Raw genomic sequence first — 15,658 nt, 5'->3', positions numbered from 1 at the left:
CATTGATACAATTTAGTACTTTATTAATCTTAATTAGATAATGTATATGTATATGTTATTCATCACGTCCTATATGCCTAGTGTTCCAGCTAGGATGTTCAGATTTTCATAAGGACATTCTTATTGTACATCATTCTCAAAACAATTTGTGTTACCCAAATCACATTCCCATGTTATTTAGATATTATAAATATAAAATCCTATATGAATCTTTTATCTATCACACATCCCCTATATTGCTATATAAAAAACCTCCACTATAATGAGTGGAGGTTTCTCTATTACTTTAGTATTGATTTCCTATACGTATTTCTATAGTTGTGATATACAATTATTTATCTTCTTTTTTCTCTACTGAACTAGATACATCATTTGTTTTAGGTATCTCAGCTGTAGGCACATCAGCTTTAGGTGCCTCTACATCAGTTTTCTCTTCAGTCTTTACAATCTCATGATTAGAAGCAGCTTCACGCTCTTGTTTAAGGCGTTCTTCTCTCTTAGATTGTGCTTCTTGTTCGCGTTTTTCAAAGATAACCAATATGAAGTTTTATTCATGAAATGATATAGATCTATTAGTCACCAATCATAACTCGATATACTGGCATTTTCTCTACTGTTTCTACATATTCTAATCCTTCAAAACAATCTTGTCCCTCTTCTATTTTATTGGCAATTTGGTTATGAATTTTTCTTAATAGCTCTACATTAGTAAAATATCGTCTATTCTCTGCGCTTAACTCGACTTTAATATCGGTTTGAAATACACCATCAATGCGATTCTCTTCGTCTAAATCAGTTACGTCAACAATATGCTCATTACTTCGTAGTTGTTCAGAACCTGTAATGAATGCTTCATAAACGATACATACCTTACGATTATTAATAGCAATGCCATTAGGATTCCAATTATCTTTATTATCCGGTATATAATCAATAATATCCTTGTTAAAAGCATCATCATCTAGATATTCTTGATCAGAAAAAGCCCAATATACCGATGTCAATACATCATCTGTACTAGGAGCAGCTGCTAATTTCTTCTCTACTAATTTTCTTGTTTCTATTGTAAGTAAAGGTTTTTTGATAATGTAAAACATCCCCATTGTAGGTATCAGCATAACTGCTAACACGGATATCATATAGGCCAAACTGGTCATGGTACCACCTGATCGCCCTGCTTGAGAATGAGCGGTGCTCACTGTATTCGCTGTATTCGTCATATGATCCAGAAGCCATGGATATTCAAACATACCAGCTATAATTGCAATCAGTATTAAAGTAGCCATCGTAACACAGATAGCAAATAACTGCTTGGCTACCTTATTACAAACTATTTCCTTCTCAGCAAAGGATAATACATCCATCTCAGATATGCCTTTACTCCATTTAGTAGTTCGTGCATGTATGTCCATTTTTCTCTCCCATCAATAAATACAAACATCGCTTCAATGTTAACTATACACCGTATTTCATATATTACTTATATTTATTATAATAGAGAAAAGGAGGCCTTGAAAGTATGGGAAGCTATATGATAATACTAATGTTTATATTGATAGCTATTGCTGTAGTTTTTGCTACTTATAACCTATCTATAATTAAATCCATGCCTCCAGAAGACCGTTATAAACTTCTTTATTTTACAGATGATCAAGTCTCTATAGGCCTTGGATTAATGAAGAGAACCTATAAATTAAAAGATATTCGAGAAGTACGCTTCTCTAAGGGCAAAAAATTTCGTAGCATGGGAAGCTGGGCTGGCAGAATGAAGATTTGCTTACTAAATGGTAAGACAAGTCGTTGGATAGAATTTGATGGTACAGTCTACTACAAAAAGATGGTATATATAACTAATGAAGAAATCATTGATAAATCAATAGACATACTCATGAATGAATTTAAATCTAGGGGAATTCAGTGTAATAAATATAGATAGTAAACAAAAAAGGCTTCTCGAATTTTCGAGAAGCCTTTTATTTGATGCGCCTAGCAGGATTCGAACTTATAATTCGAATTTACAGTATGTATCAATTACATAGAGGAAAGTAATGTAAAAATTTGAATAAATATCTTTTCATTGATAAAAAACTCTTATTTAAGATTTCATTTCTTTATATAACTCTAATAAATGTCTAACACATTCTAACTCAGTAATATTAGTAGAAAATCCATAAGCTTTCATAACAGCGATATTATTATTTCGATGAGCATCTCTAAGATCAGAAGGCATAATCAAATCATTATAAAGCTCTCCTAATGTAGATGTATTATATTTAGCCCTAATATCTATAATTTGTTGAGCTGTATATTCTATATATTTTCTTTGCTCATCAGAAATATTTTTAGGCCAAGGGAAATTATTATACACAATTTCTTTAGAGTATCTATAGCGCATTTCCAATCGTCCTGCAAAGCTTCTCATCCAAGCCATATGTACATTTGAGATTAAAATTCCAAAATCATATAAATCTGCATCTTCAATAATAGTAGCAGAATTTGTTGGTATCGTATTCTCGTCTAGAAAGCCTAAAGGTATATATCTTCTATTTTCCGATGTAGTTAAAGGAAATAAAATATAGCGCTTTGGATTTTTAGTTTCTCTAAATAAACTAGGTTTATCTGCTAATTTTCTTCTATCTGCAGCACCTTTCAAGCGTTCTTCTCTAGAAGCTTTGATTCTTTTCATAACTTCAGGCATTTTAATTAACTCTGATGGGGCAACATCAACTAGCCATAAACAATATCTCTCCTTATTATGAATAAATTCTTCTGCTCCAACAAGTTTTTTAATATATTTGATAGACTTAGGATCTTTCTTTATAAACTCATTATAATCATCTTTTTCAATAATTAAGGCCTTTCCTGCTGGTCTATTACCTGTAGTCATTTCTTTTGCCTGTATATCTAAAGGTCTCGTTCTACTTTCAAGAAGAATATTATCAGTCTCTATTAAATAGGGACTTAACTTTTCAACCTTTTTAGCTACACCATTATTATAAAGTATACATTGTTTAGATTTAAAAGTAGAAAACCCTAAAATAACACAATGAACTGTAGCCTTCTTTGATGATTCACTATTCCATTTAAATGGAGTCCAAGCAAAGTTTATGTTTATTTTAAATCGTTCAAATAGTGGTTCCCATATCGGAGCTACTTGTTCACCTTGAACAATACTATTAGTAGAGACAAAGGCTACTTCAATATTTGTATTTTGAATAAATTCTGCCGCTTTAAAATACCATGCTGATACATAATCAATCTTCCCCGCTCTACTATAAACTTTCCCGTTTTCATCTTTCCATATAGAAAGCATCTCTTTCTTTTGCTCATCAGATTGATCACCATATCCCAGGAATGGTGGGTTACCTATAATATAAGTAAGTTTTTTAGGTGAGATAATATGCTTCCAGTCAATTTTTAAAGAATTCGCCTCATGTATGTTTGTATTATTATGTAGTGGTAAGAACTCCATCTCACGATTAATAATCCCCTCAGTTTCTGCGAACATTTGAGCTTCCGCTATCCACATAGCAGTTCTTGCAACAGCAACGGCAAAATCATTAATTTCAATACCATAAAACTGTTGAATAGTAACTTTAATAGGATTAAGTTCATCTTCATGAAAGCCTAATATACCAGATCCAGATTTATCAGTGATAGTCTCCCTTAAAATATCATTCTCTAATCTACGTAAAGATAAATAGGTTTCTGTCAAAAAGTTACCTGATCCTGTAGCTGGATCAAGAAAAGTTAAAGAAGAAAGATCTTCTTGCAACTTCTTTAACTTTTCTATTCGTTTCTTCGACATTCGCTCAGACATTGCTATCTTAAAATTTTCTTTATATTCATCTAAAAATAAAGGGTCAATTACTTTATGAATATTTTCAATGCTAGTATAATGCATTCCACCTTGATGTCTAGTTTCTGGGTTTAAAGTACTTTCAAATATTGCACCAAAAATAGTTGGAGATATAGCACTCCAATCAAATGCACAAGCCTTTTTAAGAATCATTTGAATCGCAGATTCATTAAATGGAGGCACTTCAATTATCTCACTAAAAAGATTTCCATTTACATAAGGAAACTCTAACAATTTAGGCTCATCAAATGGATCTCGCTTTTCAATAGGAGTGTCTAATATCCGAAATAACTCAAGTAATGCTTTTCTAAAATGCTGTGGTTTAAACTCACTTAAATAATCATGGAATAGTGCTTTAGTCCCAAATAAACCTGCATCTTCAGCATATAAACAGAACACTAATCGCACACACAGTTTATTAATATTTTGTAAGATATAATCTTCAGTTAAATCAATATTAAACTTATATTGTTCAAGTAATAAATCATAAATCTGACCTACAAGCTCGCCCGCCGTTTTAGAAATCTCTAATTCCTTTTCAACATAACTATCCTTTATATTAATCATAAAGTTGAGCCGATAAAAATCAGTTTCAAGATTTCTAAGATACACAATCTCTGGAGCAGAATTAGGATTATCCATATCCAGAATTTGAAATTCAGAAAAATTACAACCTATAATCCAGCGAGGTCTATCACTATAAGGTAAATTACCTGAATAACGTCTTGCTTGTTCTAAAGGAGTTAAATATGATCCATCCGACTGACGAATTTTTGCATTAAGCGGTTTATCGATACTCTTCTGCTCTATCATAGTATGTGTTGCAGGAATCATAGCATCAATATAACTGATATTTTCTAATTTAACACGTTGTTCAAAACGAATAAAATCAGATGGATTTTCTATACCATAAACAGTCTGTAAAAGTTCAAACCAAAATCGTTGTGTATCTTGTTTTTCATCACCAACACCAGCCCATTTTTCAGCAAATGCTTTAGCCGCTTTTTTTTGCTTTTTTAATGTTAACATATAATCACTTTCCCTTAATATCCCCACTACAATCCCTATATTTATTTTTTCATAAATGTCGTGACATTACGCTTTAAATAAAAGCTTTAGTTTCTAAAAGACTTATTTAGTCAATCTACACAAATACTTCTTCCCCCTTTAAAGTAAACAAACCTAAGCGTTAATGTTTCTATCACTTTATAATCATACTACTCGCCAATATCTGGATTGGTTATTAGATTAGTCCCCCCTATTATTAGGTTACTTTATTCGTATATGAAAATATATACACATTATTTATAAAGTGATTTTACATCTATAAGATTATCCTTATAAAATTATGCTATTTCCCATGATAAAAAATATCATAATAGTACCCGCTCATATTATATTACCAAAGGATCATTTATTAATATCTACAAAAGAACTAATTAAATTAATATATTTATCATTTTAATATTAACATATTATGATCCACTTTATAATATTGATTCATAATGGGACTAATTAAAAAAAAGCTTCTCGAAATTTCGAGAAGCCTTTTATTTGGTGCGCCTAGCAGGATTCGAACCTGCGCACCCGGTTCCGGAGACCGGCGCTCTATCCCCTGAGCTATAGGCGCATGAATACTTAAAAATTATACCATATTACGCTATGGTTCGATAGTATAAAGTATATACAAACACTAGGTTTATACGAAATGGCCCCTATAGTTAAGCATTTTGTTAGCTAACTGTAGGGGCTGTTTCTATTACCTTTGCTCTTTAATCAACGATAATAGAGCGTCACAACTACGACTTACATCGTCATAGGTTTCATCAAAATTTCCCGTATACCAAGGGTCCTTTACATCACGGCTTTCACCAACAAAGGACATGGCCTTATACACCTTAGAGTCTACATCATCGCCAATAATACGTTTTAAATTCCGCCCGTTATTTTCATCCATGATAACGAGGTAATCAAAGTTATGATAGTCATCAAGGGTTACTTGACGAGCCTTACGACGCGTATAAGGAATACCCATTTCATCTAATTTTTGTTTAGTCCCATAATGGGTGTCGTTCCCTATCTCCTCACGAGATGTAGCTGCAGACTCAACATAAATAGAATCGCTGAGTCCAGCCTGCTCAACGATATGCTTCATATAAAACTCTGCCATCGTTGAACGACAAATATTACCGTGACAAATGAATAAAACCTTAACCATCATAACTCCTCTAGTAACTCAACAATCGATGGGTTATTAACGCACAAAATTTGTAGATACTTTTTTCTCTTTATCTGTATCTGGATATGGCACACCTTGCTCCTTAGCTACAGCAAAGCTACGCATCATCCAAATCATATTTCTCGCCAAGTTGCGCATTGTTTGCATACCTTCCTCATCTTGCTTAGCATCTTCTGCTACTAGACCATGGCTTATATTCCAATATGTAGAGCCTGCAATTGGCATTTGAGAAATACCAAAGTATTTATTGAGTACATCAAAGGAAGCCGTTGTACCACCGCGACGAGCTACGGCGATAGATGCACCTGGTTTAAAGGCAAATGGATTTGGCTTTACACTTTCTGCACTAAAGAATACGCGATCTAAGAAGGATAAAATACGTCCACTCGGATGAGCATAGTATACAGGTGTTGCAAAGATAAAGCCATCTGCATCCTTCGCTTTTTCTACGAAGGAATTTACATCATCATCCTTGAATACACATTCGCCATGTTCAAAACAATAGCCGCATTGAATACAATCACGAATAGGTTTATTACCAAGCTGAATGACCTCTGTATCTACATTGGCTTCATTGAATACCTTTTGTACCTCTTGTATAGCTTGCATTGTTGTACCATTAACATGGCTACTACCATTTACGATTAGAACTTTCATATTATATCCTCCTAACTCTTACTTAAGAAGTTACATATTAACTAGCCTTTATATACTAACATAGATATACCAAATTGTTAAAGTATGACCATCACAGCAAGCCAGTTGATATTTGTCTATTGACCGATAAAGAATAATTCACATAGACACTTTTATATAAAAAACTCTGTAGCACCTTACCCACAGGCAACTACAGAGTTTTCATTTATTCAATTAGAAGTTATGTCTAACCCCAGCATCAATACGCCATGTATTATCTATAGTAGCACCAAAGTTTTTAGTGAATGTACCATATAGATATGTGCTAGGTCGTACGCTCCAGGATCCGCCAATTTCAGCATCGAGCCAAGTATCTTTCAAATCTACAGTTGTTTGTACTGTTGGATTTCCTGGTGCAGAGTATGTAGTATTTACCTTACCAGAGAATTCATGAGCCAACGCTAATTTAGCAAAGATATTGGATTTTTCTGTTTCTTTCCCAATGCCAATACCAAGTCTACCTACAGCCGAGTTAACAGCGTCAGATTTCACATGCATAGAACCACCGCCTGCAATAGCTGCATCATAGGATACACCTTTTAAACGGCCTACAATAAATTCTACACTAGGATCGATATAGAAGCCATTTTGCTTTTTAATCCGTTTACCATATTCAGCACTCAAAGATGTACCGTAAGTATGGTAATTACCATTCAATCGTTGGCCACTAACGGAGTATAGGTTATAGTCATTAGATAATCTGTTACCACGAGCAATAATATCTAAATAACGTCCATCATCATGTTGTTTTGTCCCATAAACGGCGATGCCACCAAGTTTGCCATCACCATTACCGTTAGCGTAAGAATTACTAGATGTACTGTAATCAAGGGCGCCACCGAAAATCCAACCATTAGATGCTTTATGGTCGTAACCAACTTGTACCCCATTATATGTCATATGCGCATCTGCACCGTCTGTAATTTTAGATTTACCGCCAATGTATTTTGCCCATACACCTTGGTTTGTATTAGCTAAACGAAGATCGCCCAATCGGCGTTGTAAATCATTAGTGTTATTCTTCCATGCCATAGCGGTCGATGTAAGGGCAGATTTTGTACCGCTCACCAATGAGGATTCACTACCACGAACAATCTTTGTTGTATCGTCTACAACGAGATGCCCTTGTGCATCAAAGTGATCTGTACCTAGCTCTGCAACAGCACTAGGGCTAGTAACGCCTTCATTAATTTGAACTGTTGTGCTAAGCTTCTTATCATTGCCTGTGTATTGTAATTTCTCAGCTAATGCTTGAATATTCTTTTTGTAGCTTGCATCGTCGATGGTATTACCGGAATGGTCGCCTTTCATTGTAATATGGCTATTATCCGCCGCATGTTCAACGACGATTTGGCCTTTTCCAGCTTCGCTTGCTGGTACGCCAGATTTATAAATAGCATTCACATAACCGCTATAATTCTGAATTGTTATAGGCCGCGCATCGATAGGATGAATGTTACCTGCTGCAGTTGGGTTAATACCACCTACAAGATTGCGAACCTTACTCCCCTTGTATAGGTACGCTGCATTATCCCCTGATGGACGTTCTTTTTTAGGTGTAGGACGCTCCATGCCAATCCATTCATTATTCCAAGTAGCTCCGTTTTGTAGGTAAATATCTGCACCAGAATTATGAGGGTTTTTATTGCTTTCAGCATATTCATTCAAAACAGCACCGGTAAGGCTAGAGTTAGGTGTTGTGAAAGCTAGTGCTATATTAGTTGGTTCTACATTGTGATTTGGATCGCGGCCATAATCCTTGTTGATAAGGCCTACATTACCAACAGCAACTAAGTCATGAGTGCCTGGATGTTTGCCATCAGCGCCTGCATTAACATATACATCCCCTTCTTCTGCTACTACAGAATAGGTATCAGATGTTTCTACAGGATGAGTGATAATCTTACCGCCTCCATCAACAAGGATATGACCTCGTTGATTGACTTGTAAACCAGAGCCGATAGCATCGATATCTACATTACCTTTAACGTGAATATTGGTATCCCCAAAATCTCGGTCCGGATTATCCTTGCTAAGACGTGGCACCTTCCCACCGTAACCAGCATAAACAGCACTCATATAATAATGACCTAATTCTCGCTTCGATGCTGGTGCATCATTCTTTAATCGTACAATAAGGTCTTTGTCTACCGTTAGTTGTGAACCAAAGCCATTATAAATACCTGTAACATTCTTACTTTTACCAGCCTCTGTTAAACTTTTACCATGTACATTAACTGTTAATGTATCCTCTATGTGTTTAACCTCAGGTTGCGTTTGTACTGGTGACCCCATTGTTAAACCGAGTAACTCCTCTGCTTTATCGCTAGAAGCATTAATTTCTGTAGCCATTGCAGAATAAGATATACCTGTTAATACTAGTGCAGTCATCACGGCTGATACATGACGTCTAATCTTCATAATTCTCTCCTTCTTATATCATGCTTATAATACTCTCACTAAATCACATAAAATTTATAACACCTAAAAAGCACAAAAAGACCCCCTTAGTCCAACTAAGGAGGTCTTCTATTAACTCACACACTCGGTAAGTACTAAAATTACTAATTATTATTCTTCAGGAGAAATAAGGAAGGACAATGCACTAAAGTATTTATTTTGTTCCCCTTTATTTTGTGTAGGGAATGCAACTTCAACACCTACTACATTTAAGCCATCTGCTGTAACAGCTACAGTAGCTTTACCATTTTCATCTGCTTTAGCTTCACCAGTTAAATCATTTACTAAATCTTTGATAAGAGGTGCATTCGCATATGGTTTACCATCTTTAAACACTTGGATTTCATATGTATCACCTTTTCTTAATGTCAATGGATTAACAGAAGGTACAATTTGAATAAATGCATTCTTATCTACAAATGGTTTTGCTTGTGCATTCCAGTAATGAACATCATATTTGATAGCATGTGTACTCTTAACCGCACCAGGAACTTCGGTGATTGGTTTATGAATTGTTTTACCATCTTTAGTCTTAGTCCAGTAGCCATAATCAAAATTAGTTACAGTTACACCAAGGTCTGCTGGTGGAATAATAGCTACATTTTTTTCATGCTTCACAACTTGTACAGGAATTTGTTTGCCTTGTACATCATATCCAGTAATATTTTTTACCATATCTGCACTATAAGCATTATCTACAGGACCCTCACCTAATACAAGTACTTTTTCATCTGTACGGTTAGCGAAGAACACACCATGTGCATCAACAGAAGAGCATACACTACCTGCAGCTAAACCTACAGCAAATAAAGAAGCTAGAATTTTCTTATTCATAAGAACCTCCATAATCAATAACTAATTTCAACAAACTTGATATTATTATACATCGTCATGGATATTCCGTATATACCGATACCCCTATCAGCAAGACTTTATGCAAAGTAAGTATATACAAGGTTCTATATAGCAATTAATCATAAATGATAAAATTATCATCTATTTTTCATATGAATATAATAAATAGGAATATCCTCTTTGTTATATGTAATAAAAACGACGCCCCCATAGGAGCGTCGTTTTATATCACTAAGGATATTATTTTTTGTTTTTAGCAGCTTTCGCACGTGCGTTACGATCAAGGATTGTTTTACGCATACGAATACTTTCAGGTGTTACTTCAACAAGTTCGTCATCGTTGATCCACTCAAGAGCTTGTTCCAAGGAGAAGATACGAGGTGGAGTCAAGCGAACTGCTTCGTCAGAGGAGCTGGAACGCATGTTAGTAACGTGTTTTTTCTTACATGGGTTAACATCCATATCAAGTTCACGAGTGTTTTCACCGATAACTTGGCCTGCATACACGTCTTGGTTAGGACCAACGAACAATGTACCGCGATCTTGAACAGAGTTTAAGCCATATGGAGTAGTTTCGCCATTTTCGAATGCTACCAAAGCACCGCGTGTACGGGAAGGAATTTCGCCTTTGTATGGTGCATAGCCATGGAATACATGGTTCATGATACCATTACCTTTTGTAGCTGTTAAGAATTGTGCACGGAAACCGATCAAACCACGCGCAGGAATTACGAATTCCATGCGAAGGTAACCAGCTAACTCAACCATGTTAGTCAATTCAGCTTTACGTTGGCCAAGATTTTCCATTACAGTACCCATGAATTCTTGAGGTACGTCGATAGTCAATGCTTCTAATGGTTCGCACAATTTGTCGTTAATAGTTTTGAAAATTACGCGAGGTTTACCTACTTGTAATTCATAGCCTTCACGACGCATAGTTTCGATCAATACAGCCAAATGCAATTCGCCACGGCCAGATACTTTGAAAGCATCTGCAGAATCAGTTTCTTCTACCTTCATAGAAACGTTAGTTTCTACTTCGCGGAACAAACGATCACGTAAGTGACGGGATGTAACGAATTCACCTTCGCGACCTGCGAATGGAGAGTTGTTTACGGAGAATACCATGGACAATGTTGGTTCGTCGATGGAGATGGATGGTAATGCTTCAGGATTTTCAGCATCTGCTACAGTTTCGCCGATATTGATATCGTCGATACCAGCGAACGCAATGATATCACCCATTTCAGCTTCGTCAGTTTCAACACGGTTCAAGCCATTATATGTATATACACGACCGATTTTCGCTTTACGAGTGCTTTCACCAGTCATGATAGCCACTTGTTGGTTAGGTTTCATTTTACCGCGAACGATACGGCCTACTGCGATTTTACCGATGAAGTTATCGTAATCAAGTGTAGTAACCATGAATTGAAGAGGACCTTCCAAATCACCTTGTGGTGCAGGAATTTCTTCGATCAATGTTTCAAACAATGGTTCCATATTTACAGCTTCGTCATCCCAGTTAGTTTTAGCCACACCAGCACGAGCAGATGCGTATACTACAGGGAAATCTAGTTGGTCATCATCAGCTTCAAGTTCCATGAACAATTCAAGAACTTCATCTTCAACCTCTTTAACGCGTTGGTCAGGACGGTCGATTTTGTTGATAACTACGATTGGTTTCAATTTTTGTTCTAAAGCTTTACGTAAAACGTATTTAGTTTGAGGCATTGGACCTTCATAAGCATCTACAAGAAGCAATACGCCGTCAACCATGTTAAGTACACGTTCTACTTCGCCGCCGAAGTCAGCATGGCCTGGAGTATCAACGATGTTGATTTTAATGCCATCATGCATAACAGCAGTGTTTTTAGACAAAATAGTAATACCGCGTTCACGTTCCAAGTCGTTGGAGTCCATTACGCGTTCTGCTACTTTTTCATTTTCACGGAACACATGGCTTTGTTTTAATAACGCGTCCACCAAAGTAGTTTTACCATGGTCAACGTGGGCGATAATCGCTACATTACGAAGATTTTCGCGAATCATAAGATCCTCCCTTTAATTCCTTTAGTATATTCTATATCATATAACGCTTGTGAAAGTCGCTATATAGGTATATTCCCAAAATTGGCAACACTTAATTATAACGTAGTCTATAGAAAAAAGTCAAAGAAGTATAGGATTTCTAATCATGGCAATTTCTACATTTGATTATACTTTTGACTCATCTTAAGACTAAATTAGCTACATAAGCATATGGTATTAAAAAAGATTTCTTATGCTACCTTGCCTCAAATAAGATAAAAGGAACGTCACATAAGAAATCTTGTATTAATATTTAGTTTGTATTAATCTTCACCAATCATACGTACTTCTGGCTCCAGATGTACACCATGTTGATCATATACGCGTTTTTGTACCTCTTTAATAAGATCAAGTACATCTTTAGCTTTAGCATTGCCAGTATTGATAACAAAACCAGCATGCTTATGAGATACTTGTGCGTCACCAACAGATAACCCTTTAAGACCTGTTTGTTCAATCAAAGTACCTGCAAAATACCCTGGTGGGCGTTTAAAGGTTGAACCCGCGCTAGCATACTCTAAAGGTTGTTTAGATTCACGCTTTTCTGTGAGCTCATCCATGCGAGCCTTAATAGCATCCTTATCACCAGGTTGTAACGTCATAATAACCTCCCCAATAACCTCATGATTATCGTGGAATACGCTATGACGATATCCAAAATCTAAGTGAGATGCATCGTACTCCTTAATATTGCCCTCGAAGTCTACAGCTAGTACTGAAGTGACAACATGGCTCATTTCCCCGTCATAAGCACCTGCATTCATAAATACAGCACCACCAAGTGTACCTGGAATACCAATGGCAAATTCAAGGCCAGATAGTCCATTTTCCCAAGCAAATTCAGAAGCATCTTTTAACATATAACCAGAACCAATGCATAATACATTATCATTGCAATCCATGATTTGTGTCATATGTCGAACCGATACGACAGCACCGCGAATACCACCATCTTTCACCAAAATATTGGAGCCGCAACCAATAATAGTTACAGGCACTTGTAATTCGTGAATATTGCGTAGCGTAAAGCTCAACTCATCCATCGTCGTAGGTTCAATAAATAAATCAGCAGGACCACCAATTTTAAATGTCGTATGATGACAAAGCAGTTCCTGTTCTCGTACACGTGTACTAGGTAATTTCTCTAATAAGGCTTCTTTTAAGTCCTTAATGTTTTGGTTGTTGTTGTTCGCCATGATCTAACACTTTCATCCCCTCAGTGATTGGTTCGCTAATGATTTTATAAATATCATTAGAGATTTGGCTCCAACGCATTTGTGCTTGTAAATAAGCAGCCGCTGCAGCATTTTCTTGAATTTGAGGCATCAATTCCTCTTGTTTCTTTTGCAATTCATCAGCTTCTGGTGCACCAGACAACTTTGCGTATTCCCATTGCATTTGTTGTGCCATAAATGTGCGTACCAACGCCGCTGCTACTGCATCAGCTTTCAAAGTCTCTTGAGCTGCCATTAACTCTTTGTACTCTTCGGATTCACGCATAGCGTGAGCTAAATCATGAGCTTTATCGTAGTTCATAATATCCTCCTCTAACAACACCTGTCAAAATACTACCTCTCATGTAGATTGGGTAGGATTTCTAACATATATTTATTGTATATATCTCAATGGTGAAAGTATATTTATTTAGGTTGAATCCAGTTGCCTTCGGCTTTAAGATCTGGATAATCAAGTTGGCGCATAGCTTCATACGCAATAATGGCTACTGCATTAGATAAGTTTAAAGAACGCGCCTCATCTACCATTGGTATGCGAATACATGTTTCTTCAACACCTTCTAATAAACTTTCAGGCAAGCCTCTTGATTCAGGGCCAAATACGAGCATATCTCCGATTTCATACTTTACCTCGGAGTGGGTATGCTTTGCTTTTGTAGTAGCGTAGAAATATCTGCGATCAGGATATTTCGCATACAACTCTTGAATATTTTCATGTACCTGTACATCTACCAAATGCCAATAATCGAGACCAGCTCGTTTCACGTGCTTATCGTCGATAGAAAAACCAAGTGGTTTGATAAGATGTAGGGTCATATGATTAGCTGCGCATAAACGCGCTATATTTCCTGTATTGCCAGGGATTTCTGGCTCATAAAGTACTATTTCCATTTTCGTTCCCCTATTCTTTATATCTATATTATTCTACAAAGGAACGCACAAAATGTCCACTTTTCCCGCCTTCTTTTTCTACGAGGTATGTAGGGCCCATAATCATGCCTTTATCAATGGCCTTACACATATCGTATACGGTGAGCAATCCCACTTGTACAGCTGTAAGGGCCTCCATTTCAACGCCCGTTTTTCCAGTAGTCTTAACGATGGCACGTACCTTGACGGCCTTGTTATGATTTTCATCAGTGCAAGCAGGGCTTTCACCATCTACTAAAGAGCAGTGAACCTCAACCTTTGTGAGTGCTAATGGATGACAAAGAGGAATGAGATTGCTCGTTTGCTTAGCCCCCATAATAGCAGCTAGTTGCGCAACACTAAGGACATCGCCCTTTTTTATAGTACCTGCTGCAATGCGCTCATAAATTGCATCATTGATTGCTATGAATCCTTCTGCGATGGCTGTGCGGGATGTGATATCCTTATCGGATACGTCCACCATCCAAGCATTACCATCTTGGTCAAAATGTGTTAAATCCATACTATATCCTTACTAATTATGCATAAATTATCATCAATAGTTTTATTTTCATTAGTTATATTATACAATAGAATTAAGATTTATATGTATAAGGAAGGAAGTGTTCCTATGAAAACAAAACTAACTTATTTCGGTCATGCTTGCTTTATGCTCACTCGCGGTGATGTGTCCATGATTTTCGACCCATTCTTAACAGGTAATACATGGGATATCGCAAAAAAAGAAGATATCAAATGCCAATATATCTTTGTCAGCCATGGTCACGATGACCACTATGGCGATACAGATTTCATTGCTAAAGCAAATGATGCGCTCGTTATCTCTACTGCAGAGGTAGCTGGTAAAGCAGCAGCTGCTGGTTGTCGTACACACGCTATGCATTTAGGCGGTAAATTTGACTTTGAATTCGGTTCTGTTCGCATAGTTCCAGCCTTCCACGGCGCAGGTATCCCTGGCGGTCATGCAGCAGGTTGTATCGTAGACTTCTACGGAGATATTGTATACTTCGCAGGTGATACAGCACTCTTTAGCGATATGAAGTTGTTGAATCGCTTTGGCGATCTTGACTACGCTTTACTTCCTATCGGCGATAACTTCACGATGGGCGTTGAAGATGCAGCTCTTGCTGCTTCTTATGTAAAAGCGCGTATCTCCATTCCAATTCACTACAAAACATGGCCTGTTATCGACCGTGAACCAGGTGTATTTACAAGCTTAGTTGAAGGCAAATATAATCAAACAGCCCTCATTATCGATCCAGGTTCCTCGATCGAGCTCAATAACTAAAATAA

14 protein-coding genes and 1 tRNA gene are annotated in these 15,658 nt (G+C 36.5%); 2 read left to right on the top strand and 13 right to left on the bottom strand.

The window, feature by feature from the left end; all coding sequences use genetic code 11:
* Positions 1 to 331: 331 nt before the first annotated feature.
* Positions 332 to 538, bottom strand: coding sequence for a hypothetical protein (locus KH109_RS04365; protein ID WP_295216198.1), 207 nt, complete (start codon positions 536 to 538; stop codon positions 332 to 334).
* A gap of 34 nt (positions 539 to 572) precedes the next feature.
* The gene (locus KH109_RS04360) at positions 573 to 1,412 is read right to left on the bottom strand and encodes a hypothetical protein (RefSeq protein WP_295216196.1); all 840 of its coding nucleotides are present in this window, start codon (positions 1,410 to 1,412) and stop codon (positions 573 to 575) included.
* Between the two features lie 107 nt (positions 1,413 to 1,519).
* On the opposite strand from KH109_RS04360, the gene KH109_RS04355 reads away from it, so the two are divergent.
* Positions 1,520 to 1,936 (top strand): hypothetical protein, encoded by a 417-nt coding sequence (locus KH109_RS04355; RefSeq protein ID WP_295216193.1) that lies wholly within the window; start codon positions 1,520 to 1,522, stop codon positions 1,934 to 1,936.
* A gap of 159 nt (positions 1,937 to 2,095) precedes the next feature.
* Here the strand turns inward: KH109_RS04355 and KH109_RS04350 are convergent, their stop codons facing one another.
* From KH109_RS04350 to moaC, 11 genes are all read right to left on the bottom strand, one after another.
* Positions 2,096 to 4,888: a DNA methyltransferase gene (locus KH109_RS04350; RefSeq protein WP_295216191.1), complete on the bottom strand. Its 2,793-nt coding sequence runs from the start codon at positions 4,886 to 4,888 to the stop codon at positions 2,096 to 2,098.
* Positions 4,889 to 5,414: 526 nt separating this feature from the next.
* Positions 5,415 to 5,489, bottom strand: a tRNA-Arg gene (locus tag KH109_RS04345).
* 129 nt (positions 5,490 to 5,618) lie between these two features.
* Complete coding sequence (locus KH109_RS04340; RefSeq protein ID WP_295216339.1) at positions 5,619 to 6,077, bottom strand: low molecular weight protein-tyrosine-phosphatase; 459 nt, start codon at positions 6,075 to 6,077, stop codon at positions 5,619 to 5,621.
* Between the two features lie 36 nt (positions 6,078 to 6,113).
* Positions 6,114 to 6,755, bottom strand: a complete 642-nt coding sequence (locus KH109_RS04335) for a flavodoxin family protein (RefSeq protein WP_295216188.1) — start codon at positions 6,753 to 6,755, stop codon at positions 6,114 to 6,116.
* A 213-nt stretch (positions 6,756 to 6,968) separates the two neighbouring features.
* Positions 6,969 to 9,215, bottom strand: coding sequence for an autotransporter outer membrane beta-barrel domain-containing protein (locus KH109_RS04330; RefSeq protein ID WP_295216185.1), 2,247 nt, complete (start codon positions 9,213 to 9,215; stop codon positions 6,969 to 6,971).
* 150 nt (positions 9,216 to 9,365) lie between these two features.
* The gene (locus KH109_RS04325; RefSeq protein ID WP_105089507.1) at positions 9,366 to 10,088 is read right to left on the bottom strand and encodes a DUF4198 domain-containing protein; all 723 of its coding nucleotides are present in this window, start codon (positions 10,086 to 10,088) and stop codon (positions 9,366 to 9,368) included.
* 261 nt (positions 10,089 to 10,349) lie between these two features.
* Positions 10,350 to 12,161: a translational GTPase TypA gene (typA, locus tag KH109_RS04320; RefSeq protein ID WP_005385769.1), complete on the bottom strand. Its 1,812-nt coding sequence runs from the start codon at positions 12,159 to 12,161 to the stop codon at positions 10,350 to 10,352.
* A gap of 302 nt (positions 12,162 to 12,463) precedes the next feature.
* Positions 12,464 to 13,396, bottom strand: a complete 933-nt coding sequence (gene murB, locus KH109_RS04315; protein ID WP_060924058.1) for a UDP-N-acetylmuramate dehydrogenase — start codon at positions 13,394 to 13,396, stop codon at positions 12,464 to 12,466.
* Complete coding sequence (locus tag KH109_RS04310; RefSeq protein WP_295216180.1) at positions 13,368 to 13,736, bottom strand: YlbF family regulator; 369 nt, start codon at positions 13,734 to 13,736, stop codon at positions 13,368 to 13,370. Before KH109_RS04310 ends, murB begins: the two co-directional genes overlap by 29 nt.
* 104 nt (positions 13,737 to 13,840) lie before the next feature.
* Positions 13,841 to 14,326 (bottom strand): tRNA (uridine(34)/cytosine(34)/5-carboxymethylaminomethyluridine(34)-2'-O)-methyltransferase TrmL, encoded by a 486-nt coding sequence (trmL, locus tag KH109_RS04305; RefSeq protein WP_005385766.1) that lies wholly within the window; start codon positions 14,324 to 14,326, stop codon positions 13,841 to 13,843.
* A gap of 28 nt (positions 14,327 to 14,354) precedes the next feature.
* Entirely contained in the window at positions 14,355 to 14,867 is a 513-nt protein-coding gene (moaC, locus tag KH109_RS04300) for a cyclic pyranopterin monophosphate synthase MoaC (RefSeq protein WP_024064775.1), read from the bottom strand.
* Between the two features lie 108 nt (positions 14,868 to 14,975).
* Between moaC and KH109_RS04295 the strand changes: the two genes are divergently transcribed.
* On the top strand, positions 14,976 to 15,653 hold the full coding sequence (locus tag KH109_RS04295) for a metal-dependent hydrolase (RefSeq protein WP_295216177.1): 678 nt from the start codon (positions 14,976 to 14,978) through the stop codon (positions 15,651 to 15,653).
* Positions 15,654 to 15,658: the final 5 nt, after the last annotated feature.

The sequence above is a fragment of the Veillonella sp. genome (assembly GCF_018381775.1).
Taxonomy (GTDB): domain Bacteria; phylum Bacillota; class Negativicutes; order Veillonellales; family Veillonellaceae; genus Veillonella.
Note: the sequence above shows the minus strand (reverse complement) of the source record. Positions and strands in the feature narration are given on the sequence as shown.